The sequence below is a fragment of the Enterobacter sp. CCUG 70166 genome (genome assembly GCF_020224095.1).
In the GTDB taxonomy this organism is placed as follows: Bacteria; Pseudomonadota; Gammaproteobacteria; order Enterobacterales; family Enterobacteriaceae; genus Enterobacter; species Enterobacter intestinihominis.
This window is the reverse complement of the sequence record NZ_NRIQ01000026.1, coordinates 82,655-107,656: the sequence shown is the minus strand read 5'-3', so window position 1 is coordinate 107,656 and position 25,002 is coordinate 82,655. Positions and strand designations below refer to the sequence as shown.

The 25,002-nt window shown below is 56.3% G+C and carries 19 protein-coding genes and 1 pseudogene; 12 read left to right on the top strand and 8 right to left on the bottom strand.

The genetic code is table 11. From position 1 onward, the window contains the following. Nucleotides 1-127 precede the first annotated feature (127 nt). Nucleotides 128-2,188, top strand: a complete 2,061-nt coding sequence (gene ppk1, locus CKK19_RS11255) for a polyphosphate kinase 1 (RefSeq protein WP_006811494.1) — start codon at nt 128-130, stop codon at nt 2,186-2,188. 3 nt (nt 2,189-2,191) lie between these two features. Beyond that, nucleotides 2,192-3,730 (top strand): exopolyphosphatase, encoded by a 1,539-nt coding sequence (gene ppx / locus CKK19_RS11250; RefSeq protein WP_063853393.1) that lies wholly within the window; start codon nt 2,192-2,194, stop codon nt 3,728-3,730. On the opposite strand, the gene CKK19_RS11245 is transcribed toward ppx, so the two are convergent. Beyond that, a complete protein-coding gene (locus tag CKK19_RS11245; protein ID WP_051979833.1) occupies nt 3,678-5,975 on the bottom strand; it encodes an EAL domain-containing protein in 2,298 nt (765 codons plus the stop codon). The two genes, ppx and CKK19_RS11245, sit on opposite strands and share 53 nt — an antisense overlap. 368 nt (nt 5,976-6,343) lie before the next feature. Between CKK19_RS11245 and CKK19_RS11240 the strand changes: the two genes are divergently transcribed. The 3 genes and pseudogenes from CKK19_RS11240 (at nt 6,344) to CKK19_RS11230 (ending at nt 7,894) form a co-directional block, all read left to right on the top strand. Next, entirely contained in the window at nt 6,344-6,514 is a 171-nt protein-coding gene (locus CKK19_RS11240; protein WP_017383512.1) for a YfgG family protein, read from the top strand. Nucleotides 6,515-6,670: 156 nt separating this feature from the next. After that, the gene (locus tag CKK19_RS11235; RefSeq protein ID WP_003860582.1) at nt 6,671-7,138 is read left to right on the top strand and encodes a DUF6130 family protein; all 468 of its coding nucleotides are present in this window, start codon (nt 6,671-6,673) and stop codon (nt 7,136-7,138) included. Between the two features lie 10 nt (nt 7,139-7,148). Continuing rightward, nucleotides 7,149-7,894 (top strand): annotated as a pseudogene (locus CKK19_RS11230) (alpha/beta fold hydrolase). A gap of 130 nt (nt 7,895-8,024) precedes the next feature. On the opposite strand, the gene CKK19_RS11225 reads toward CKK19_RS11230, so the two are convergent. Next, nucleotides 8,025-8,861, bottom strand: a complete 837-nt coding sequence (locus CKK19_RS11225; protein WP_063853392.1) for a MipA/OmpV family protein — start codon at nt 8,859-8,861, stop codon at nt 8,025-8,027. Nucleotides 8,862-9,066: 205 nt separating this feature from the next. Between CKK19_RS11225 and CKK19_RS11220 the strand changes: the two genes are divergently transcribed. The 3 genes from CKK19_RS11220 (at nt 9,067) to CKK19_RS11210 (ending at nt 11,779) form a co-directional block, all read left to right on the top strand. Continuing rightward, nucleotides 9,067-9,744, top strand: coding sequence for a response regulator (locus CKK19_RS11220; protein ID WP_063853391.1), 678 nt, complete (start codon nt 9,067-9,069; stop codon nt 9,742-9,744). Beyond that, nucleotides 9,744-11,132, top strand: coding sequence for a sensor histidine kinase (locus CKK19_RS11215; protein WP_063853390.1), 1,389 nt, complete (start codon nt 9,744-9,746; stop codon nt 11,130-11,132). The genes CKK19_RS11220 and CKK19_RS11215 overlap by 1 nt, the downstream gene beginning before the upstream one ends. 167 nt (nt 11,133-11,299) lie before the next feature. Beyond that, nucleotides 11,300-11,779 carry an RrF2 family transcriptional regulator gene (locus CKK19_RS11210; RefSeq protein WP_003860591.1) on the top strand — a complete coding sequence of 160 codons (480 nt, stop codon included), beginning with the start codon at nt 11,300-11,302 and terminating at the stop codon, nt 11,777-11,779. 66 nt (nt 11,780-11,845) lie between these two features. Here the strand turns inward: CKK19_RS11210 and oqxB are convergent, their stop codons facing one another. Together oqxB and CKK19_RS11200 are read right to left on the bottom strand one after the other, a co-directional pair. Continuing rightward, complete coding sequence (gene oqxB / locus CKK19_RS11205; RefSeq protein WP_023300700.1) at nt 11,846-14,998, bottom strand: multidrug efflux RND transporter permease subunit OqxB; 3,153 nt, start codon at nt 14,996-14,998, stop codon at nt 11,846-11,848. Nucleotides 14,999-15,021: 23 nt separating this feature from the next. Then, on the bottom strand, nt 15,022-16,197 hold the full coding sequence (locus CKK19_RS11200; protein ID WP_022648992.1) for an efflux RND transporter periplasmic adaptor subunit: 1,176 nt from the start codon (nt 16,195-16,197) through the stop codon (nt 15,022-15,024). A gap of 334 nt (nt 16,198-16,531) precedes the next feature. On the opposite strand from CKK19_RS11200, the gene CKK19_RS11195 reads away from it, so the two are divergent. After that, nucleotides 16,532-16,885: a helix-turn-helix domain-containing protein gene (locus tag CKK19_RS11195; protein WP_006811509.1), complete on the top strand. Its 354-nt coding sequence runs from the start codon at nt 16,532-16,534 to the stop codon at nt 16,883-16,885. A 102-nt stretch (nt 16,886-16,987) separates the two neighbouring features. On the opposite strand, the gene guaA is transcribed toward CKK19_RS11195, so the two are convergent. Both guaA and guaB read right to left on the bottom strand, forming a co-directional pair. Continuing rightward, nucleotides 16,988-18,565 carry a glutamine-hydrolyzing GMP synthase gene (gene guaA / locus CKK19_RS11190; protein ID WP_225455140.1) on the bottom strand — a complete coding sequence of 526 codons (1,578 nt, stop codon included), beginning with the start codon at nt 18,563-18,565 and terminating at the stop codon, nt 16,988-16,990. A gap of 68 nt (nt 18,566-18,633) precedes the next feature. Beyond that, nucleotides 18,634-20,100: an IMP dehydrogenase gene (gene guaB / locus CKK19_RS11185; protein WP_003860601.1), complete on the bottom strand. Its 1,467-nt coding sequence runs from the start codon at nt 20,098-20,100 to the stop codon at nt 18,634-18,636. Between the two features lie 159 nt (nt 20,101-20,259). Here guaB and xseA point away from each other — a divergent pair, with 159 nt between their 5' ends. Genes xseA through CKK19_RS11170 form a run of 3 tightly spaced genes read left to right on the top strand, consistent with a single transcriptional unit; the run spans nt 20,260 to nt 23,061 of the window. Beyond that, nucleotides 20,260-21,633 carry an exodeoxyribonuclease VII large subunit gene (gene xseA, locus CKK19_RS11180; protein WP_045621484.1) on the top strand — a complete coding sequence of 458 codons (1,374 nt, stop codon included), beginning with the start codon at nt 20,260-20,262 and terminating at the stop codon, nt 21,631-21,633. A 58-nt stretch (nt 21,634-21,691) separates the two neighbouring features. Then, nucleotides 21,692-22,711: a M4 family metallopeptidase gene (locus tag CKK19_RS11175; RefSeq protein ID WP_023306696.1), complete on the top strand. Its 1,020-nt coding sequence runs from the start codon at nt 21,692-21,694 to the stop codon at nt 22,709-22,711. Next, entirely contained in the window at nt 22,711-23,061 is a 351-nt protein-coding gene (locus CKK19_RS11170; RefSeq protein WP_006811517.1) for a protealysin inhibitor emfourin, read from the top strand. Before CKK19_RS11175 ends, CKK19_RS11170 begins: the two co-directional genes overlap by 1 nt. Here CKK19_RS11170 and CKK19_RS11165 read toward each other — a convergent pair. Both CKK19_RS11165 and CKK19_RS11160 read right to left on the bottom strand, forming a co-directional pair. Beyond that, nucleotides 23,058-23,279, bottom strand: a complete 222-nt coding sequence (locus CKK19_RS11165; RefSeq protein ID WP_022648996.1) for a zinc ribbon domain-containing protein — start codon at nt 23,277-23,279, stop codon at nt 23,058-23,060. The genes CKK19_RS11170 and CKK19_RS11165 overlap by 4 nt on opposite strands. 58 nt (nt 23,280-23,337) lie before the next feature. Beyond that, nucleotides 23,338-24,879 (bottom strand): peptide MFS transporter, encoded by a 1,542-nt coding sequence (locus CKK19_RS11160; protein ID WP_023306697.1) that lies wholly within the window; start codon nt 24,877-24,879, stop codon nt 23,338-23,340. Between the last annotated feature and the right edge of the window lie 123 nt (nt 24,880-25,002).

Genomic DNA, 25,002 nt, shown 5'->3' with positions numbered 1-25,002 from the left:
AATCCCCAACAAAAAAAATAACTGTCATACTTTTCTGGCACTGTTGGACATATCGTGGAAATGCTCGCCATAATAAGGACGAGACGGATTTACCACGTCCTGTGATTGAACTGGAGTGTGAGCTGTAATGGGTCAGGAAAAGTTATATATCGAGAAAGAGCTAAGCTGGTTAGCATTCAACGAACGTGTACTTCAGGAAGCGGCCGATAAAAGCAACCCGCTGATTGAGCGTATGCGTTTTTTAGGCATCTATTCCAACAATCTGGATGAGTTCTACAAGGTTCGCTTCGCCGAACTGAAACGCCGAATCATCATCAGCGAAGAACAGGGCTTAAACTCCCACTCGCGGCATCTGCTTGGAAAAATCCAGTCTCGCGTCATGAAAGCCGATCAGGAATTTGATGGCCTCTATAACGAGCTGCTGCTGGAAATGGCACGCAACCAAATCTTCCTGATCAACGAACGCCAGCTCTCCGCGAATCAGCAAAACTGGCTGCGCCACTATTTCAAACACTATCTGCGCCAGCATATCACCCCGATTCTGATCAACCGTGAAACCGATCTGGTGCAGTTCCTGAAAGATGATTACACCTATCTGGCGGTAGAAATCATTCGTGGTGAGACCATTAACTACGCGCTGCTGGAAATACCGTCTGATAAAGTCCCGCGCTTTGTAAATCTGCCGCCGGAAACCCCGCGCCGACGTAAGCCGATGATCCTGCTGGATAACATTCTGCGCTACTGTCTGGACGATATCTTCAAAGGTTTCTTCGATTACGACGCGCTCAACGCCTACTCGATGAAGATGACCCGTGATGCCGAGTACGATCTGGTGCATGAGATGGAGGCCAGCCTGATGGAACTGATGTCTTCCAGCCTCAAGCAGCGCCTGACGGCAGAGCCGGTGCGTTTTGTCTATCAGCGCGATATGCCGGACGCGATGGTGGAGATGCTGCGCGATAAGCTGACCATCTCCCGCTACGACTCCATAATCCCCGGTGGGCGTTACCACAACTTTAAAGATTTCATTGGCTTCCCGAACGTCGGCAAAGCCAATCTGGTAAACAAACCGCTGCCGCGCCTGCGCCATATCTGGTTCGATAAATTCCGCAACGGGTTCGATGCCATCCGCGAGCGGGATGTGCTGCTCTACTATCCGTATCACACCTTTGAACACGTGCTGGAATTGCTGCGTCAGGCCTCGTTCGATCCGAACGTGCTGGCGATTAAGATCAACATTTATCGCGTGGCGAAAGATTCCCGCATCATCGATGCGATGATCCACGCAGCGCACAACGGCAAGAAAGTGACCGTGGTGGTTGAGCTCCAGGCTCGCTTCGACGAAGAGGCCAACATCCACTGGGCGCGCCGACTGACGGAAGCGGGCGTGCACGTCATCTTCTCCGCGCCGGGGCTGAAAATTCACGCCAAGTTGTTCCTGATCTCCCGTAAAGAGGGCGACGATGTGGTGCGCTACGCCCATATCGGTACCGGGAACTTTAACGAGAAAACCGCGCGTATTTACACCGACTATTCGCTGCTGACTGCCGATGCCCGCATCACCAACGAAGTGCGTCGGGTGTTCAACTTCATTGAGAACCCGTACCGCCCGGTGAGCTTCGATTATCTGCTGGTGTCACCGCAGAACTCACGGCGCCTGCTGTACGATATGATCGACAAAGAGATTGCCAATGCGCAGAACGGGTTGTCGTCCGGCATCACGCTGAAGCTCAACAATCTGGTGGACAAAGGCCTGGTGGATCGCCTGTATGCGGCCTCCAGCTCCGGCGTTCCGGTAAATCTGCTCATTCGCGGCATGTGCTCGCTCATTCCGGAACTGGAAGGCATCAGCGACAACATCCGCGTGATCAGCATTGTGGATCGCTATCTTGAACACGATCGCGTCTATATTTTCGATAACGCCGGTGATAAGCGCGTATACCTCTCGTCCGCCGACTGGATGACGCGTAACATTGATTACCGTATTGAAGTGGCGGCACCGCTGCTGGATCCTCGCCTGAAGCAGCGTATCCTGGACATTATCGAGATCCTGTTCAGCGATACGGTGAAAGCACGTTATATCGACAAAGAACTCAGTAATCGCTATGTACCGCGCGGCAATCGCCGTAAAGTGCGGTCGCAGCTGGCGATTTACGATTACATCAAATCACTTGAGCAACCCGATTAACCTATGCCAATAAACGATAATACCCCACGCCCGCAGGAGTTCGCTGCGGTCGATCTTGGCTCAAACAGTTTCCATATGGTCATCGCCCGCGAGGTGGATGGCGCGATGCAGATCATCGGTCGTCTGAAGCAGCGCGTGCATCTGGCCGATGGGCTCGACGCGCGTAACATGCTGAGCGAAGAGGCAATGGAGCGCGGGCTTAACTGCCTGTCGCTGTTCGCAGAACGTCTGCAAGGCTTTTCGCCGTCCAGCGTTTGCATCGTCGGGACGCATACGCTACGCCAGGCGCTGAACGCGCCGGAATTTCTTAAGCGCGCGGAAAAGGTTATCCCCTACCCGATTGAGATCATCTCTGGTAACGAAGAAGCGCGCCTGATTTTTATGGGCGTGGAGCATACGCAGCCGGAAAAAGGCCGCAAGCTGGTGATTGATATCGGCGGAGGCTCAACCGAACTGGTGATTGGCGAAGATTTCGAGCCGCGTCTGGTTGAAAGCCGCCGTATGGGCTGCGTCAGCTTCGCGCAAATGTATTTTCCGGGCGGCGTCATCACCCGCGAAAACTTCCAGCGCGCGCGCATGGCCGCCGTGCAAAAACTGGAAAATCTGGCCTGGCAGTATCGTATTCAGGGCTGGAACGTGGCGCTGGGCGCATCGGGGTCGATTAAAGCGGCCCATGAAGTGCTGCTGGCGATGGGTGAAAAGGACGGGTTTATTACGCCTGAGCGCCTGGTGAAACTCACCGAAGAGGTGCTTAAGCACAAGAGCTTCGACGCCCTGAGTCTGCCGGGCTTGTCCGACGAGCGTAAAGCGGTGTTCGTACCGGGGCTGGCGATCCTCTGCGGCGTGTTTGACGCGCTGGCGATCAAAGAGCTGCGCCTCTCTGACGGCGCCCTGCGCGAAGGTGTGCTGTATGAGATGGAAGGCCGTTTCCGTCATCAGGATATTCGCAGCCGCACCGCGCAGAGCCTTGCCAACCAGTACAATATCGACCGCGAACAGGCGAAACGGGTGCTGGAAACCACGGTTCAGATGTACGAGCAGTGGAAGGAGCAGAATCCAAAGCTGGCGCATCCGCAGCTGGCCGCGCTGTTAAAATGGGCCGCGATGCTGCATGAGGTGGGGCTGAACATTAACCACAGCGGAATGCATCGCCATTCAGCCTATATTCTGCAAAATAGCGATCTGCCTGGCTTCAACCAGGAGCAGCAAACCATGATGGCGACGCTGGTGCGCTATCACCGCAAAGCCATCAAGCTCGACGATCTGCCGCGCTTTACGCTATTTAAGAAAAAGCAGTTCCTGCCACTCATTCAGCTTCTGCGCCTGGGCGTGCTGCTCAATAATCAGCGACAGGCGACCACCACGCCGCCGACGTTGAAGCTTAAAACGGATGACTATCACTGGACGCTGAGCTTCCCGCACGACTGGTTTAGCCAGAACGCGCTGGTGCTGCTGGATCTGGAAAAAGAGCAGCAGTACTGGGAAGCGGTCACCGGCTGGCTGTTGAAGATTGAAGAAGAGAGTTCTGAGGCGGCAGCGTAACGGCTAAGGCGCTCTCCTGAGAAGGCTGTGTTTCGAGCAACGTATCAAGCTCAACTGGCAATCCAATCAAGTAGCCCTGCACATAATCGATACCTAGCGCGTGCACCGCGCTACGTATCTCTTCTGTTTCCACACATTCTGCCACCACCAGCATTTTCTTCATCCGGGCCAGATGGCAAATGGATGCCACGATCTGGTAATCCAGACTGTTGCTGACAATATTGCGAATAAAGCCGCCGTCGATTTTGAGAATGTCGGCGTCCACGCTTTTTAACCGCGCATAGCTGGCGTAGCCGGTGCCAAAATCATCAATGGCGATCCGTATTCCCATTTTTTGCAATTGCCTGAGGGTGGATGCCGCCAGATCCGCATGACCAAAGGCGCTACTTTCGGTCACTTCAAAGATCAGCTGCCATGCTTCAACGGCATATCTGGCTAACAGGCGGCTCACTTCAAGCGGGAACTGCGCCCGGTAGACGGTAGAAGGTGCGAGGTTGATGGCAAAGCGCTGGCCCGGCAAACGCTGGCGGTGCTGTGCCAGGAAACTCAACGTACGCTCCAGTACCCATAAATCGACACGCGACGATAAACCAAACTCCTGTGCTATGGGCAGGAACTGCTCGGGAAAGATCAGCGCCCCGTTATCATCACGCATTCGCAGCAGCACTTCGTGGTAATGATCGCCGCGCAGGCCGCGAACGGGCTGAACTAACAGGCTAAAAGCGTTCTGCTCCAGCGCTGTCTGCAAACGGCTCATCATCGCCACCTTATCTTTCAGGCTACGCTGCAAGTGAACAGCCCCGCGCTGCTGAAGATTTTCCGGGTGATTCGTTGAGAGGGAGAGGTCAGCCACGATGCCCAGTTCCCCCAGCACCAGATAGAGGTGATTGACGGGTGAGCGTACATAGCAGTAGCTCACGCCAACCTGAGGCTGCACCGGCATACCATCCCAGATAAAAACAAATTGCTTAATATGCTCGTCCAGCGTCTCAATGCGCTGTTGATGCGACTCCGCCTCCAGACGCACCGCCATGTCATATCCGGTGAGGTGATAGACTTGCTCTTTTGGCTGAAGGGTGCCATTTATCCATTGCGCCAGCTGCTGTTTATACTGGATCCGTAGCAGTACGCCGTAATTGCGTCCCAGTACCTCCAGCTCGGGCACGCGCAGTAAACAGAGCGCTGACCACGGATGACTGGCCAGCTCGCGCGACAGCGCCCGCAGGTTGGGCATATGCACCACCGGATCGAGAAAAGCCTGACTGCGGGAGCGAATATTGATGGTCCGCTGGCGTGTCGCCAGCATCGACATGTACGTCACAACGAAGGAAAAGACCAGATAGCTGGATGAGGTGATCGCCAGCTGAATGCCATAACCCCCCTGCACCGGAATGTAGTGATAAAAAAAGTGAATCGACACCAGCAGGACCGGCGTCCAGATGATTGACATCAGCTTGTAGCCAAAGCGCATCGCCCCCCAGAGCATCACGGGCATCAGCAGTGACAAAGTGTAGTTGGTGCTGAAAATGGAACTGTTTTCATTCATGGGCAGCAGCAGCATAGCCAGCAACCCTCCCAGAGCTAAAAACCACACCACAAACTCAACGGCCGTCACCTTTTTGTCTATTTGCGTGCGGAGCTGGGACATCAGTCCCTTGAAATAGCGCGGATGACGTATCAGGCGGATCAGCAGGTAGCTTAGCGGCACACCCGTCAGCCCGCTCACCAGCAGCCCCTGATAGTTAATAAGGGTCCGAATATTGAGGGGATTCAATCCTGCAAGGCTCTGGCGGCTCTCATAGACCCCGAGATAAACCGCAAACTGAAATAGCACCAGAAAAAGCGTTGCCGGGCAAAACACCTGCCAGAAGATACGTTGCCCCATCAGGCGTATGTCACCGTAAGCGGTCATATTGCGTCGGGGCGCAAACACGCGGTAACCGCCCCAGCTGAGCACCAGGGGGACGATAAAATGTAGAATGCCGGTCACGGTTTCAAACAGCCCAACGGACGGGTAATAACGTAAAAACAGCGACACCACCACTCCGGGAAGGGCTTCCAGGCCAAAGAACAACATCAGCGTCAGCAGAAAGGAGAGCGGGAGATAATAGAGCGCAACGATACCGTCGCCCAGCTGCGTTAAGGTATTAGCCACACTAAGCACCGGGAGTAACACGACGGGTAATATAAGAGGAAGTGCCCACCAGCGGTCTTTATTTTGCTTCAGGATGTGGTGAATATTCATAGATGCTCGTTTACAACCCTTGCGCTCCAGAGGGTAAATGAAGACAGGCATCCAACCTGACGTACACGATGCCCGGAAAATTCCTGGCAAGCACAGTGGAGGTGGGATTTTAAATATCAACGACGAGATGCCGTTGACCTAAATCAAATTAATTTATCTGAATAAACATTTCTTACGTTTTATTTGAATATTTTTCCTGTAATTATCAATGCGATAAATAAAAGCGTTGTTTTTAATAACATAAATTAATGTAAGCATTGACGGTATTTTACATTTCGCTGAATTGACCCCGACTTGCGGCTGTGCCTTAATAGCCGTATCGCCCAAAAGGGTATACTCAGGAAAAGAAAGTGAGTCAGGCTACGCGTATGCGAAAACGACATCGATTTAACACCCGGATGACCCGCATCATACTGCTCATCAGTTTCCTGTTTTTCTTTGGCCGCTTTGTTTATTCCTCCATTGGCGCCTGGTATCACCATCAGGACAAAATTCAGTCGCAGCAATCAGGCCTCGTAGTGGATTCGCCCGAGCGCTAAAGCGTGTTCGCTCCAGGCAGACAAACTGTATCGCACTGTATCCCGAGCGCTACGCTGACAAACCGGTACAAAACGCCCGCAAAAGCAAACATCCCCGATACATAAAAATGGTCTTCTGTGTCCCTCGCCATAATAAACTGATGAGGAGAGCCACAGATGATTCGTCGATATTTCCTGCTTCCTGTATTTGCGCTGACGTCCTTTGCTGGCGCACTGGCCGCACCGTTGGATGGCCTGAGCGCCGCTGATGTTAATGGCCCGGCCGCCGTAGCACCGCAGGAAAAACCCCAGCCGCCAGCAAAACTGATCGTCGACCCACCGCTGGCGGGACCGCTGAGTAAAGGTGCGGTCTTTATTCAGTACCGCGTCGAAAACCTGCGCATTGAACCTGTATTTGGACCCGACGCGCTGAAAGTCACTCCGCGTATCGGCCATATTCACGTAGTGGTGGATGACGCGCCCTGGCACTGGGCTGATACCAGCGGCGAGCCGGTGATCCTGGTCGGGCTGCCCGCCGGGAAACACAAAGTAACCATCATCGTTGCCGACCCGACGCATAAGCCCATCGACCATAAAACCGTTGAATTCACCGTACCGCCCCACGCGGCGGTTCATCACTTTTAAGGAGCCTGTTATGAAAGCATTGTCTGTATTAACAGCGGCGCTGCTGGCGGTTTCCACCAACGCGCTGGCAGAGACGAAAGCCAGCGTGGTGCTGGTGCACGGGGCGTTTGCCGACGGGAGCAGTTGGAATAAGGTGATCACCCGGCTGCAAAAACACCATACCGAGGTCATTGCGGTACAACTTCCGCTCACGTCTCTGAAAGATGATGTCGCCGCCACGCAGCGTGCTATTGCCCGGGCTCATGGGGATGTGGTGCTGGTCGGTCACTCCTGGGGCGGGACGGTAATCAGCGAGGCGGGAAACAATGCCCGCTGAAGTCACTGGTTTACGTTGCAGCTTTTGCGCCGGATTCCGGCCAGTCGACGGCAGAACTGGCAAATAGCTTCCCTGCTCCGCCAGGGAGCGCCAGCCTCGCTAAAACGGCAGAGGGGTATTTATATCTGCCGACAAAAGCGGTCAGCGAGAATTTTGCCCCTGACGTGAAGGACGTTGAGCGCAGCGTTATTGCCGCGACGCAGAGCCCCATTAAGGCCAATGCGTTTGGGGAGAAAGTCGCGCATGCCGCCTGGCATGACAAACCGAGCTGGTATGTGGTCAGCAAAAATGACCGGATGATCAATCCTGAGCTTGAGCGCGCAATGGCGAACAAAATCAACGCCAACACCACGGAGGTTGCGGCAAGCCATGTATCGATGGTCAGCCAGCCGGACGTTGTTACCCGTACGATTGAACAGGCGTTATCGGGTCAACAGTGATAAAAAAAGCCCGCATGATGAACGGTTCGACTTCGGGCCACGCCATCCTACGGGCTTTATGTACTTCCGGCTCCTGTAACGGGGTTATGTGCGGTTTTGTCACAAACGCGCCTTCGCCCTCACTGAACCATCAGAAGCTATACGTCACCTTCAAACTTCCCACAGGAGACGTTTTTCGCTGAACAATGGGGCTATCGCCCGCCTCTCCCGTCAGCTGCGTAACGCCAGCTGCGGCAAGCAGGCTCCAGCGGGAGGTGAGCTTATGGGTCCAGTCCAGGTTCAGCGAATAGGCGTATATGCCCGATCCGGCATCATGTCGGGCAAATCCCGATGCGGCCGACTGGGCGGCGCTGACCCCGTAGTACGTTTGCATGTACTTGCTGGATCCCCAGCTGCCGGTCAGCGCCAGCGTCACCGAGTTTTCAGGAGAGGTGTAGAGCGGGCTGGCAATGCCGAAGTGCACAGCCTCACCGTTGTCTCTTTCCGAAACCGGGACCTCAGCCTGCAGCTGCACGTTAAGCCAGTCAGTTACCCTGTACCCCAGCCCCGGCACAACGACGGCTGAGCCTTTGATGTCACCCATCCCCCGCAGGTAGTCGCTGCCGGAGGCGATTGAATCGCTGCTTACGTCGCGATCCTTACGTCCTGCGCGATAGCTCAGCGCAGCGCTGTAATCCAGGTTGCCAACGCGGTTGCCGTAGCCGAGCCCGCGGGTGGTACTGATAAAGAACCCATTTGCCATCGCGTAATCAACCACCTGAGCCGCAGTAACGCGGCTCTTATCCGAACCGGAATAGCGTGGCGCAACATCCACGCCGCCCCCCAGGGTTAACACGTTGTCCTGGCGCTGCCCGGCCGCCAGCGCCGGGGTAGCCAGTAACGCCAGGACGGCCCCCGACAGGATGCTTTTCACGCTGCGACCGATGAGTGAACGGGGGAACCTGTGACGCAGTTTGCAGTTTCTCATTAAAGAAGCCCTTTTGGATTCAGATGGTTACGATTCAGGCGGTGTTAAACGCCAGCGCGCTCATTCTGAATACCCTCCCTAAGGTTCTTATGAGCCGAAAATGAAGAAACGCTGAAGCACGTGCTGGTTCTGTAAAGCTGAATGATTTCCTGATACCGTTTTTTTCTTAAGCTGTTCTTCATCCACTGCTGATACCGTTACCTTTGTGAAAATTCTACTAATTGAAGACGACCTGGATCTCGGCAACGGCGTACGTTTCGCCCTTGCAGATCAAGGATTTGATGTCATATGGGTACGCCGGAAAGAGGATGCGCTGCATCAGCTTGAGCTCTGCGTGCCGGAGCTTATCCTGCTCGACCTGGGGCTGCCCGATGGCGATGGCATGAGCCTGATGACGCGTCTGCGTCAGCAGCTCCGGGGGATCCCCGTCATTATCCTGACGGCGCGAGGCACGCTGCAGGACCGCCTGTGCGGGCTGGACGCGGGCGCGGACGACTATCTGGTCAAACCTTTTGTTCTCGCCGAGCTGCTGGCACGCGTGAGAGCCCTTGCGCGACGCAGTTACGGTTTTGAAAATGAGGCAATAGCAATTCGCGGTTTGTCGCTTCATATTCCGACGCGTCGCGTAACGGTGAGCGCACGCCACGTTGAGCTGACGGCAAGCGAATATGCGCTGCTTGAAACGTTAATGCTGCGCGCCGATCGCGTGCTTACGCGGCGGTATCTGGAAGAGAGGATATTCGGCACGAAAGAAAATCTCAGCAACGCGCTCGACGTGCATATGGGTAACCTGCGGCGAAAAATTGGCGATGGCTTTGTGCGAACGGTGCGGGGCGTAGGGTACGTCATTGATACCGTACCGGTTCAGAAGGCGGCAGGTTGATGCGTAATTTTTGGTACCGCCTCAGGCTCCCTACGCTGGTCAGGCGAATGCTGGTCGCCCAGATGCTGCTGCTTACGTTGCTCTGGTGTTTCTTTTTAACCTTCATTTTGCTGGAGGACCTGCGCAGCCCTCCAATACTCACGGGCAGTGAGACTTACGAAACCCTCTTTTCCCTGGTTGAGAGCATGGAGGATAGGCCGCAGGCGCGTAATGAGGTGCTGGCCGCGTTCAGCAAGGCGCTGCGGGAGGGGTATGGCGGCGGTGAAGATCCGGAACTCGCTATCAACCTGATCGTTCGCAAGCATAATGAGATTATTTTTTCTTCGCGTGGCGCGCCAACGGAGGTGAAAAATAGCCGCCTGGGGGAAATGCAGCGCGTCCGGACCGGAGACCACACCTGGACGAGCCGCACGCTCAAATCTGCGCGCTCCGACGTGGAGGTCACCCTTTTCACCCCGGCCGGCAGCTGGAATTTCTTTATCTACCTGAACTCGCGCGGCTATTACGTCATGCCGCTGCTGGTATGCATCCCTTTTCTTCTGTTTCCCGCGTGGCTGTCAATCCGCATCGCGATGCGCCCCTGGAACAGGGTAGTGAATGAAATTTCATTGCGCACGCCAGACGATCTCTCTCCCTTAAAAGCCGTTCCCAGGCACAGGGAGCTGCGCCAGACGGTGGACGCGATTAATGACTTTCTCGCCAGGGTGCGGGAAAGCGCCGAAAGGGAAAGGGTGTTTATTGCCGATGCCGCGCACGAGCTGCGTACGCCGCTGGCCGCGATGCGAATCAACGTCGAGGCGCTTCAGTCCTCGGTCATCAGCGAAAGCCAGCAGGAGCTGCTTGCAGGCATTGTTCGCAGCAATAGCCGTGCTGCTCGTCTCGTCAATCAGCTTCTGCTGATGAAGCACAGCGAAGCGCACATCGACACGGAAATGGAGCCAGTGCCGCTGACAACGCTTATTCAGGAGCGAATGGCCGCACTGGAGCCGCTGGCATCGGCACGCGGGATTGAGTTTGAATTCTTCGCCGACGATGAAATCCATGTCGCAGGCATTCGGGAACGTCTGGTGTCGCTGATCGACAATTTAATTGAGAATGCCGTGAAGTACAGCCCTGAGGGTGGACGCATTGAGGTACAACTGCAATCGCGTGATACGTCCGCTCAGCTGCGCGTCTCAGACGCGGGCCCCGGTATCCCGGTTGAACTGCGGGAGCGCGTGTTCGACAGATTTTTCCGCGATCCTAATCAGACCCAAAGCGGGAGTGGACTGGGGCTTGCCATCGTCAAAGCCGTTACACAGCAACACAACGGCAGGGTCAATCTGAGTACGTCAGCCGAAGGTGGTCTTATGGTGACCGTTGATTTCCCGAATCCGGCGTTCGCATGAACGTAAACCCGGCGCTACACGTCCTGACATGTGTCAGCGCAGCGTTACTTCACGTATGCCGCAGATTGCTTCAATAAAATTACCGTATTTGTTATATTGTTACTTACTGATTATTCACCTCTGCGGTGCCAAAAAGAACAAGATTCACCGCAACCCAGGACAGAAAAATGTTAGATTACCGCTTCCCGACAGCTTTGCAGATGGTTCTCAGCGTAGCGATGGCGGAGCAATCGGGTGAACGTTCGACGAGTGCAATCCTGGCTTACGGCCTGGAAGCGAATCCGAGCTTTATCCGCAAATTAATGGTTCCTCTCGCCCGGGACGGCATTATCGTCTCCACGCTTGGCCGCAACGGCTCTATTCACCTTGGCCGCCCGGCTGAAGAGATCACCCTGCGTGATATCTACCTTTCCGTCACTGAAGATAAAAAGCTGTGGGCGTCCCGTCCTGACGTCCCGGCCCGCTGTGTGGTCAGCGCCAACGCCTGCTGGTACTTCAAATCAATCGCTGATGAAGCGGAGCAGGCTTCGTTAGCGGTTTTAGCGCGCCATACCGTCGCCAGCGCGCTGGAAGAGGTGAAAAAAGCCGATACCAGCGGGTGCGATCCGGTGCCGGAACTCTGTACGCAGCATAAAAAAGCGCCTTAATCCTGACGGATTGCGAAAAAAAAGCCGCCTTCACAATGAAGGCGGCTTTTTGTTATCTGCTACGTCCTACGCAGGCAACACCTCTCTTTCCGCTTTGCCGCGCGTCACGAACTTACGCAGCGTCACGTAAAAGACCGGCGTCAGGAACAGACCAAACAGCGTCACGCCCAGCATCCCGGAGAAGACGGTGATCCCGGTGACGCCGCGGACTTCTGCCCCTGCCCCGTGACCAAGGATCAGTGGAATGGTCCCGGCAATAAAGGCGATAGAGGTCATTACAATCGGGCGTAAACGCAGGCGGCACGCCTCCAGCGCAGCCTCCATGATGCCTTTGCCCTGAATTTCCAGCTCGCGGGCAAACTCCACGATAAGTATCGCGTTTTTACAGGCCAGCCCCATCAGCACGACCAGCCCCACCTGCACGAAGACGTTGTTATCGCCCCCGGTCAGCCAGACGCCGAACAGCGCGGAGAGCATCGTCATCGGCACGATAAGGATCACCGCCAGCGGCAGCGTCCAGCTTTCATACAGCGCCGCCAGCACCAGGAACGCCAGCAGCACCGCGACCGGGAAGACGATCAGCGCCGTATTGCCCTGGGTGGCCTGCTGGAAACTCAGGTCCGTCCATTCAATATTCATCCCGTTCGGCAGGATCTGCTTAGACATGGCGTCCAGCTGCGTCATCGCCTGCGCGGAAGAGAGCACGCGCGGGTCAGCATCACCAATAAGATCCGCCGCCGGGTAACCATTATAGCGGATCACCGGGTCCGGCCCGTAGGTGGTCGTGATTTTCACCATACTGCCAATCGGCACCATTTCGCCCTGGTCATTGCGTGTGCGTAAATTCGCGATATCTTCCACGCTGTCGCGGAACTGCCCGTCGGCCTGTGCCATTACGCGCCAGGTCCGTCCAAACTGGTTAAAGTCGTTTACATATGACGAGCCCAGATAGGTTTGCAGCGTGCCGAAAAGATCGGTAAGCGATACGCCCTGCGCTTTCGCTTTATCACGGTCAACCTGCACATCCAGCTGCGGAACGTTAGCCTGGTAGGTTGAGATGGGGAAATGCATACCCGGCGTCTGCATAATCGCCCCGGACATGGTGTTCACCGCGTTTTGCAGCGCGCCATAGCCCAGACCAGCACGATCCTGAATATACAGGGAATAACCGGACCCTTGACCCAGCCCTAAAATCGGCGGCGGCAGAATCGAGAAGCCAAAGCCCTGCTGGATTTGAGCGATTTTCGCATTGATCTCCGCGTTAATTTCCGCCGCAGTATGTTTACGCTGGTCGAACGGCTTCAGGCCAAAGAAGACCGTCCCGGTGTTAGGCGTATTGGTGAACTGGAGCGCGTTCAGGCCAGGAAACGCGACCGCATAATCCACGCCTTCGGTATTCATCCCGATTTCGCTCATTTTGCGGATCACCGCATCGGTACGCGCCAGCGACGAGCCTTCCGGCATTTTCACGCCGCCGATCAGGTACAGCTTATCCTGCGTCGGAATAAACCCGCCGGGTACGACTTTAAACATCACACCCGCGGCACAAAGCAGCAGCAAATAAACCGCAAACACTGCACCGCGTCGGCCAAGCGTTTTCCCTACCAGTCCCTGATAGCCGGTCGAGCTGCGATGGAAAAAGCGGTTAAACGGACGGAAAATCCAGCCGAACAGACGATCGATAAGCCGGGTCGGGAAATCTTTCGGGGCACCATGCGGCTTCAACAGCAGCGCGGCCAGCGCCGGAGAAAGCGTCAGCGAGTTGATCGCAGAGATCACCGTGGAAATGGCTATCGTTACCGCAAACTGTTTGTAGAACTGGCCGGTCACGCCAGAGAGGAACGCCATCGGCACAAACACTGCACACAGCACCAGCGCAATGGCGATAATCGGCCCGGACACTTCACGCATCGCCTGATGCGCCGCCGCAAGGGGGGCGAGCCCCTCTTCGATATTTCGCTCGACGTTCTCCACCACCACGATGGCATCATCCACCACGATACCGATGGCCAGCACCAGCCCGAACAGGCTCAGGGTATTCAGCGAGAAGCCCAGCAGGTAAAGAATGCTGAAGGTACCCACGACCGATACCGGCACCGCGATCAGCGGGATGATCGACGCGCGCCAGGTTTGCAGGAACAGGATCACCACCAGCACGACCAGCACCACCGCTTCCAGCAGCGTTTGTACAACCGCACGGATCGAGTCGCGCACAAATACCGTTGGGTCGTAAGGTGCCGCCCACTTCATATCGTCCGGGAATCGCGTGGACAGTTCGTCCATTTTGGCGCGCACCGCGTTAGACAGATCGATGGCGTTTGCCCCCGGCGACTGGAAGATACCAATCCCGACCGCGTCTTTATTGTTCAGCTGGGAGCGCAGCGCATAGCTGCCGGAACCCATCTCGATACGCGCCACGTCGCGCAGGCGGACGACCGTACCGTCCTGCGTTGTTTTCAGGACAATATTGCCAAACTCTTCTTCGGTATGCAGACGGCCCTGGGCGTTAATGGAGATCAGGAAATCGCTCTCTTTCGGCAGCGGCTCGGCGCCAAGCTGCCCGGCGGAGACCTGTACGTTTTGCTCCTGCATCGCCGTCACCACGTCCGAGGCCGTCAGTCCGCGCGCCGCCACCTTGTTTGGATCCAGCCAGACGCGCATCGCGTATTCACCCGAGCCGAAAATCTGGATCTGACCCACGCCGGGCAGACGCGCCAGCTCGTCCTTCACCTTCAGCGTGGCGTAGTTACGCATATACAGTGAATCGTACTTACCGCCAGGCGAAAAGAGATGCACCACCAGCGTCAGCGTTGGCGACTGTTTCTGAGTCGTAATGCCCAGACGCCGAACGTCTTCCGGCAGACGCGCCTCGGCCTGTGCGACGCGGTTTTGCACCTGTACCTGCGCCTGATCCGGGTCGGTACCCGGACGGAAGGTGACGGTAGTCACCAGCACGCCATCGGAGCCCGCGACGGATTTCATGTACATCATGTTTTCAACGCCGTTGATCGCCTCTTCCAGCGGCGTCGCCACGGTTTCGGCAATCACTTTCGGGTTAGCGCCCGGGTACTCGGCGCGCACCTGCACGCTTGGCGGCACGACATCAGGATATTCGCTCACCGGCAGCAGCGGGATGGCGATTAATCCTGTGATAAAAATCAGAATCGACAGTACGGCGGCAAAAATCGGCCTGTCGATGAAAAAACGGGAAAAGTCCATGGATTGGATTCTCAGGTAAGGGATCAGTTGAGGGCGGCGCTGGCGGTCATGGCAACGGTTTTCGCGTTAACCGGCATACCCGGCATAAACACTTTTTGTAAACCATCGACGATGACTTTATCCCCGGGATTCAGCCCCTGCTGTACAATACGTAAACCGTCGGCCAGACGCCCCGGCGTAATATCGCGGCGCTGCGCTTTCCCGTCTTTATCAACGACATAAACATACTTACGATCCTGATCGGTCAGCACCGCCTTATCGTCAACAAGCGTGGCTTTAAATTCCGCACTGCCCGGCAGGCGCACGCGTGCGAAGAGTCCCGGCGTGAACTGACGCTGTGAGTTATCCAGCAGCGCGCGCATGCGGATTGTACCGGTACTCGGCGTGAGCTGGTTATCCAGGAAATCCACTTTGCCCTGATGGGGATAGCCCTCCTCACCCGTCAGACCAATCTCCACCGGCAGCGCCGTGTGGTGACTGGACGCCCCCTGCCCGCTGCGGGCCAGGTTCTGATAGTGAAGATAGGTGGACTCGTCCACGTCGAAGTAGACGTAAACCGTCTTCTGTGAGACCAGGGTGGTGAGCACGCTGGCGCTGTCACCCGCAGTCACCAGATTACCGCTGGTGATCAGCGCCCGGCTGGCGCGACCGTCGATAGGCGCGGTCACTTTGGTGAAGTCGAGGTTGAGCTGCGCGGCATCAACCGCCGCCTGCGCCGCGCGAATATCGGCCTGTGCCTGGGTAGCAGCGGAACGGCGCTGCTCCCACTCTTCACGGGATACCACGTTGGTATTGACTAATTTATCGGTACGGTTAGCCTCGCTTCGCGCCAGGCTGGCCTGCGTTTTGGCTCTCGCCAGGTTCGCCTGCGCCTGTTCCAGCGCCGCGCGATAGGTTCGGTCATCAATCGTGAACAGCACCTCGCCCTTTTTCACCTCCTGACCGTCGGTGTAATTCACTTTATCAATGTAGCCGGAGACGCGTGGGCGCAGCTGAACGCTTTCCACCGCTTCAATGCGACCGTTAAAGCTGTCCCACTGGCTAATGGATTTCACCACCACGTCAGCTGCGCTGACGACGGGCGCTTGCGGTGCAGCATTTTGCGCGACACTGTCATCGCACCCGACGAGAAGCGCGGAGAGTAAAACCACCCCCGTCGCGCTCAGATGAAAGTAACCCCAGGTTTTTTGCAGGCTCATTATTTTTATTCCGGTTATTGTAGCCGCCGGGCAAGACGCAGCGGGAGGCGCCGCGCCACTTCCTTTGTCCGGTCTGGCTTAAGGCCATTTGTGTCGTTCATCGCCACAAAACTGTAACAGTTGCGAATACACTATCGCGGCGATTGTAGGAAGGCGCTTAATTAAGTGCAAGAATAATTGTTGCACTTTATGTGCTATTTGCGGCGAAGGTAAATCACGGGTTTTGAGAAGGGATTTAAATGTAACAATAAAACTTGCAATTAATATCAAAACGGGCCACCTTTAAGTGCAACAAACAAAGATGCTTTTAATGCGTGGCGTAGGGGGAAGCAAGATGAACACGGGTGCATTCATTCACGATTTGCTCGACTGGATCGACAACAACCTTGATAGCCGCCTGGACATTGAAACCGTCTCCAGGCGAGCCGGCTATTCGAAATGGCATCTCCAGCGGATCTTCAAAGAACATACCGGCTCCCCTCTCGCCGAATATATTCGCGCGCAAAAGCTGCAAAAATCGGTTGAGCGCTTAGCCCAAAGCGATGAACCGATTCTGAACGTGGCGATCGCGCTGGGCTTTGACTCTCAGCAGTCCTTCAACCGCAGCTTTAAGCGTCAGTATGGTCAGGCTCCAGGGGCATGGCGACGCAGTATCGGCTGCCGTGGATCCCGGCAGATGAGCCAGTAATTCACGTCCCGTTCGGATATCAGTTACAAAAGAAAAACCCTCTGTAAACAGAGGGTTTTATCAGTCTTACCTGCTTATAACTTCGCAGGAAAGGTTATGGGCTTACTCCCACTCGATCGTCGCCGGTGGCTTGCCGCTGATGTCATACACCACGCGGGAAATGCCGTTCACTTCGTTGATGATGCGGTTAGACACGCGGCCTAAGAAGTCATACGGCAGGTGCGCCCAGTGCGCGGTCATGAAGTCGATGGTTTCCACAGCACGCAGGGAGACAACCCAGTCGTACTTGCGGCCATCGCCCATCACGCCGACGGAGCGAACCGGCAGGAACACGGTGAACGCCTGGCTAACCTTGTTGTACAGGTCAGCCTTGTGCAGCTCTTCAATGAAGATCGCGTCCGCGCGACGCAGCAGGTCGCAGTACTCTTTCTTCACTTCGCCCAGCACGCGTACGCCGAGGCCCGGGCCCGGGAATGGGTGACGGTAGAGCATGTCGTACGGCAGCCCCAGCTCCAGACCGATCTTACGCACTTCGTCTTTGAATAGCTCACGCAGTGGTTCAACCAGGCCCATCTTCATCTCTTTCGGCAGGCCGCCCACGTTGTGGTGAGATTTGATAACGTGCGCTTTACCGGTCACGGAGGCCGCAGACTCGATCACGTCAGGGTAGATAGTGCCCTGCGCCAGCCATTTCACGTCTTCCAGCTTCAGCGCTTCTTCGTCGAACACTTCCACGAATACGCGGCCGATGATTTTACGTTTCGCTTCCGGATCGTTCTCGCCTTTCAGCGCGTCCAGGAAGCGCTGCTCGCCTTCCACGTGAACGATGTTCAGACCGAAGTGGTCGCCGAACATGTCCATGACCTGCTGGGCTTCGTTCAGACGCAGCAGGCCGTTGTCCACGAAGACGCAGGTCAGGTTTTTGCCGATGGCGCGGTGCAGCAGCATCGCGGTCACGGAGGAGTCCACGCCGCCGGAGAGGCCGAGGATCACTTTGTCATCACCAACCTGCTGGCGGATACGCTCCACGGCGTCGTCGATGATTTTTGCCGGGGTCCACAGGGCTTCACACTGGCAGATATCACGCACGAAGCGCTCCAGCATGCGCATACCCTGACGGGTGTGAGTCACTTCCGGGTGGAACTGCACGCCGTAGAAGCGTTTTTCTTCGTTCGCCATAATCGCGAACGGGCAGCTTTCGGTGCTGGCTACGGTCACGAAGTCCGACGGGATAGCGGTGACTTTGTCGCCGTGGCTCATCCATACGTCCAGCAGCGGTTTGCCGTCTGCGGTCAGGGAGTCTTCGATACCGCGCACCAGCGCGCTGTCGGTGACGACTTCAACCTGCGCGTAGCCGAACTCACGCTCGTTAGAGCCTTCAACGTGACCGCCCAGCTGCATCGCCATAGTCTGCATGCCGTAGCACACGCCGAACACCGGTACGCCCGCTTCGAATACGTACTGCGGCGCGCGCGGGCTGTTCGCTTCGGTGGTGCTCTCCGGGCCGCCGGACAGGATGATGCCGCTTGGATTGAACTCGCGAATCTGTGCTTCCGTGACATCCCACGCCCACAGCTCACAGTATACGCCCAGCTCACGCACGCGACGCGCCACCAGTTGAGTGTACTGAGAACCAAAATCGAGGATGAGGATGCGATGTTTATGAATGTTTTCCGTCATTGACGCTAATTCCGAGGCAAGTGAAACAGATTAAATAAATCGCCCGACACGAGGTCGGGCGAAGAAAATCATGATCCCAGACGGTAGTTCGGGGACTCTTTGGTGATCGTCACGTCGTGCACGTGGCTCTCCTGGATACCCGCACCGCTGATGCGTACGAATTCCGCTTTGGTACGCAGCAGGTCAATGGTACCACAGCCGGTAAGACCCATACAGGAACGCAGGCCGCCCATCTGCTGGTGGATGATCTCTTTCAGACGGCCTTTATAGGCCACGCGGCCTTCGATGCCTTCCGGTACCAGTTTGTCAGCGGCGTTATCGGTCTGGAAGTAACGGTCGGAGGAACCTTTGGACATCGCGCCCAGGGAGCCCATACCGCGGTAGGATTTGTAAGAACGGCCCTGATAGAGTTCGATTTCGCCCGGGGATTCTTCGGTACCGGCCAGCATGGAGCCCACCATCACGGCTGCGGCACCTGCGGCGATCGCTTTGGCGATGTCGCCAGAGAAGCGGATACCGCCGTCCGCGATAACCGGAATACCGGTGCCTTCCAGCGCTTCAACCGCGTCAGACACCGCGGTGATCTGCGGAACGCCCACGCCGGTGACGATACGGGTAGTACAGATAGAGCCTGGACCGATACCTACTTTCACCGCGCTGCAACCGGCTTCCGCCAGCGCGCGAGCACCTGCGCCCGTAGCCACGTTACCGCCGATGATCTGGAGATCCGGGTATTTAGCACGGGTTTCACGAATACGTTGCAGAACGCCTTCGGAGTGGCCATGTGAGGAGTCAATCAGCAACACGTCAACGCCCGCGGCAACCAGCGCGTCAACGCGCTCTTCGTTACCTGCGCCCGCGCCAACCGCAGCGCCGACGCGCAGACGGCCATGCTCGTCTTTACAGGCGTTCGGTTTACGTTCTGCTTTCTGGAAATCTTTAACGGTGATCATGCCACGCAGGTGGAAGTTCGCATCCACAACCAGCGCTTTCTCAACGCGTTTTTCGTGCATTTTCGCCAGCACCACGTCGCGGGTTTCGCCTTCGCGAACGGTCACCAGGCGCTCTTTTGGCGTCATATAGACGCTGACAGGCTGGTTCAGGTCAGTCACGAAACGCACATCACGACCGGTGATGATGCCCACCAGCTCGTTGTCTTCGGTCACAACCGGGTAACCTGCAAAGCCGTTACGCTCGGTTAGCGCTTTCACTTCGTGCAGGGTGGTGGTTGGCAGAACGGTCTGAGGATCGGACACGATACCGGATTCATGTTTCTTCACGCGGCGAACTTCTTCCGCCTGACGCTCGATAGACATGTTTTTGTGGATAAAGCCAATGCCGCCTTCCTGTGCCAAAGCGATAGCCAGACGCGCTTCAGTCACGGTGTCCATTGCTGCGGAGAGCATAGGAATGTTCAGACGAATGGTTTTCGTCAACTGCGTGCTGAGGTCGGCAGTATTCGGCAGAACGGTGGAATGAGCGGGAACGAGGAGGACGTCGTCAAACGTCAGTGCTTCTTTAGCGATACGTAGCATGGGCAATATCTCTGACCTGGGTGGTTAAATATTGCCGTGGCATTATACAGAGCGTAACCGATTGCATCTACACTTTTTTGAAAAAAATGCTTGCGATCGCCTCTCAGCAGGTTACTATCGACTGAATAACTTGCTGATTTAGAATTTGATCCCGCTCACATGTTATCCTCTCAATCCCCCTCAATTTATACTGTCAGCCGCCTTAATCAGACGGTGCGTTTGCTGCTTGAGCAGGAAATGGGACAGGTCTGGATCAGCGGTGAAATCTCTAACTTCACGCAGCCTGCTTCCGGTCACTGGTACTTTACGCTAAAAGACGACACCGCTCAGGTGCGCTGCGCGATGTTCCGCAACAGCAATCGTCGCGTGACGTTCCGCCCTCAGCATGGCCAGCAGGTTCTGGTTCGAGCCAACATTACCCTGTATGAGCCGCGCGGCGATTATCAGATTATCGTCGAGAGCATGCAGCCCGCCGGTGAAGGCTTGTTGCAGCAGAAGTACGAGCAGTTAAAAGCCATGCTTTCGGCTGAGGGATTGTTTGACCAGCAGTTTAAAAAGCCCCTGCCCTCACCTGCCCACTGTGTTGGAGTTATCACCTCGAAAACCGGCGCGGCGCTGCACGATATTTTGCACGTCCTGAAGCGCCGTGACCCTTCCCTGCCCGTCATTATCTACCCAACTGCCGTTCAGGGTGACGATGCGCCGGGGCAGATCGTGCGAGCGATTGAGCTGGCGAATGCGCGTCAGGAGTGCGATGTCCTGATCGTCGGGCGCGGCGGCGGCTCGCTGGAAGACCTGTGGAGCTTTAACGACGAGCGCGTGGCGCGGGCAATCTTTGCCAGCCTTATCCCTGTGGTGAGCGCCGTCGGCCATGAAACGGATGTGACGATAGCCGATTTTGTCGCGGATTTACGCGCGCCCACGCCGTCCGCGGCGGCAGAGGTGGTCAGCCGTAATCAGCAGGAGCTGCTGCGCCAGATCCAGAACGGGCAGCAGCGCCTGGAGATGGCGATGGACTACTTCCTCGCCAACCGTACCCGCCGCTTTACCCAGCTTCATCATCGTCTGCAACAGCAGCATCCGCAATTGCGTCTGGCGCGTCAGCAAACCGTACTGGAGCGTCTGCGTCAGCGGATGAACTTCGCGCTGGATAACCAGCTTAAGAAAGCGATATCGCGCCAGCAGCGCACGACTCAGCGTCTGAACCAGCAGAATCCGCAGCCAAAGATTTATCGCGCACAAACGCGGATCCAGCAGCTTGAGTTCCGCCTCGCGGAAAATATCCGCTCACGCCTGAGCGCCACCCGCGAGCGTTTTGGCAATGCGGTCACCCATCTGGAAGCCGTCAGCCCACTCTCCACGCTGGCCCGCGGCTATAGCGTGACCACCGCGACGGACGGCAAAGTGCTGAAGCAGACGAAGCAGGTTAAAGCAGGGGATGTGCTCACCACCCGTCTTTCTGACGGCTGGGTCGAGAGTGAAGTGAAAGAGATCAAACCGGTGAAAAAAACGCGTCAGCGTAAAAGCGGATAAATCTTCGCCGGTTACAAACTATACTGCTGCTATTGCCTTTTTTAATAAGGAGAGCAGCATGCCCCATCTACATAGCGTCATCCCTCCGTATATTCTTCGCCGTATTATCGAAAGCGGTTCTGAGCCGCAGCAGCGCTGCGCCCGTCAGACCTTAACCCACGTCCAGACGCTGATGGCCCATATGCCGGGCAAACCCGCCGCGCCGCATGTGAATAAAGCCGGTCAGCTTGAACGTGACATCTACGATGCGAAACAGACCCAGGAGCTGCCGGGTACGCAGGTACGCTATGAAGGCCAGCCCTCCAACGGAGATGTGGCGGTGGATGAAGCGTACGATTATCTGGGTATTACCCATGATTTCTTCTGGAAGGAATATCAGCGCGATTCGCTCGATAACAAAGGGCTGATCCTCACCGGCACCGTGCACTATGGCCGTGAGTATCAAAACGCCTTCTGGAACGGCCAGCAGATGGTCTTTGGCGATGGCGACGGGGAAATCTTCAACCGCTTTACCATTGCCATCGACGTGGTAGCGCATGAGCTTAGCCACGGCGTGACGGAGACCGAAGCCGGACTCATCTACTTTGAACAATCGGGCGCGCTGAACGAGTCGTTATCCGACGTGTTCGGTTCGCTGGTGAAGCAATACCATCTTAAGCAAACCGCCGATAAAGCAGATTGGCTGATTGGTGAAGGGCTGCTGGCGGAGGGCATCAACGGGAAAGGGCTTCGCTCCATGTCTGAACCCGGCACGGCCTATAACGATCCGCTGCTCGGTAAAGATCCGCAGCCCGGGCATATGAAAGATTTCATCAAAACGCGCGAGGATAACGGCGGCGTACACCTTAACTCCGGTATCCCCAACCGCGCGTTTTACCTGGCCGCAACGGCGATCGGTGGCTACGCCTGGGAAAAAGCGGGTTATGCCTGGTACGACACGGTTTGCGATCGCAACCTGGCGCAGGATGCGGATTTTGATGCCTTTGCAAAACTGACGATAGCGCACGGCGAGAAACGCTCCGGTAGCGACGTTGGGGCGGCTATAAAACAAGCCTGGGAACAGGTAGGAGTGCTGTAATGCAGGTTCCGGAACTGACGGATGACGCCGTGGTTGAGCTGGCCCGGGAAGGCGGCGTCGCTTTTATCCCTAAGCTGAGCGGCCAGCGCACCATTGCGCTCTCCTCGCTTAATGAGGCCCAGCGCCAGCGCCTGGTGAGCATTCTGGAGCAGGCTTTCCCGCGCGGCCAGCCGCCCGGGCAAGCCTCTTCCCCCGGCAGCGGTGACCAGCGCTATTTCCGCATCCAGATTATCTGGACCGGCCAAAATCAGGCGCACTACGCCGATATCATCGTGCTGGTACCCGAGCAGGAAGCACCCGAGTCGCTGGTGGAACTGTGGCAGAAAGGTGAAGGCTGCGTGTGCGATTAAGCCTCAGCTCTGACGAACTCCACGCGTTTTTTAGAGATAAGACCGTGGCCGTTCTGGCAAAAGTAATCCACCGCACCGCAGGCCTTGAGTACCTGAAGCGGTTGATGGCAGTCAGGGCAGCGCGCTTCGAGGGGAATATCGTTATTGCAGCTGTCGCAGTGCGCGATACCGTTTTGCGGCTCGAGCGCTGCGTGGCAATCCGGACAGGTTATCGACATGCTCTCTCCTGTTGAGGTGGGCCGGGGCTGGATAACTGCCCCGGCAGGCTGAATAGTATCAGGCTTCGGTAGCCGGTTTTGTCTGCACATTTTCCAGCATGCGACGCACCGGAACAATGAGGACGATCAGCACCGCAGCACAAATCAACAGCGCGATGGAGCAACGGGCAAAGAGGTCCGGCAGCATATCCAGCTGGTCGGCCTTCACGTGACCACCAATCAGGCCCGCAGCCAGGTTACCCAGCGCACTGGCGCAGAACCACAGGCCCATCATCTGACCGCGCATTCTTTCCGGCGCCAGCAGGGTCATGGTTGCCAGACCAATCGGACTCAGGCACAGTTCCCCGAGCGTCAGCATCAGGATACTGCCTACCAGCCAGAACGGAGAAACCCCTGCTCCACCGTTGCTCAGCACGTTCTGTGCCGCCAGCATCATCAGGCCGAAGCCCGCCGCCGCGCACAAAATACCGATCACGAACTTGGTGATACTGCTCGGGCGAATATTATTGCTCGCCAGCTTCGGCCATGCCCAGCTAAATACCGGTGCCAGCAGAATGATGAACAGGGCATTAATCGACTGGAACCACACCGCCGGGATCTCAAAATCACCGATCATGCGGTTAGTGTAGTCGTTGGCGAACAGGTTGAAGGAGGTTGGCTTCTGCTCGAACGCGGACCAGAAGAACGCGGCGGAGACCAGCAGAATAAAGCATACCAGCAGCCTTGCGCGCTCTTTGCGATTCAGCCCGGCGAAGATGAACAGGTAGATGAAGTAGAGCGCGACGGAGGCGGCAATCACATATACCAGCACGCTGGCCACCGCGACCGGATTAATCACAATCACGCCCTGGGCAATCAACGTGACGATGATCGCAACACCCACAGCCAGCGCCAGCAGCCAGGCACCCACGCCGTTACGTTTCACTACTGGACTGTTCCAGGTGGAGTCCAGACCGACTTCGCTGTCGTAGCGCTTCATGGCCGGAACGGCAAACACGCGGAAGATAATCAGGGCGACCAGCATCCCGATACCGCCGATACCAAAGCCCCAGTGCCAGCCGTGGGTTTTAATCAGCCAGCCGGAAATCAGAGGGGCAATGAACGAGCCCATGTTGATGCCCATATAGAACAGCGAGAAACCGCCGTCACGACGCGCATCGCCCTTTTTGTAGAGGGTACCGACCATGACCGAGATACAGGTCTTGAACAGGCCGGAGCCGAGCACGATGAACATCAGGCCGATGAAGAACAGGTTGTCGCCCATAATGGCCGACAGGGCAATCGACAGGTGCCCGAGCGCAATCAAAATCGAACCGTACCAGACGGCCCGCTGCTGGCCGAGCCAGTTATCCGCCAGCCAGCCGCCCGGCAGTGCGGCGAGGTACATGGTGCCCGCGAAGATGCCGACAATCGCCGAGGCGTTTTCACGCGCCAGGCCCATCCCCCCGTCGTACACGGTGGCGGCCATAAACAGGATCAATAGCGGGCGAATACCGTAAAACGAGAAACGCTCCCACATCTCGGTGAAGAACAGCGAACCGAGCGGATAAGGATGGCCGAAGAAGGTTCGGCTCTCTTTTTGATTAACAGAGGATTGCATAATTCTCCCGAAAGGTATGTGTCGTGCTTGTAAACACCAGCATGTACGCCGAACGGTTACGTATCCGATCGATTTTTTACATGCGGCGAAATATTGGTTAACCATTTGATAACCAGGCGCTAG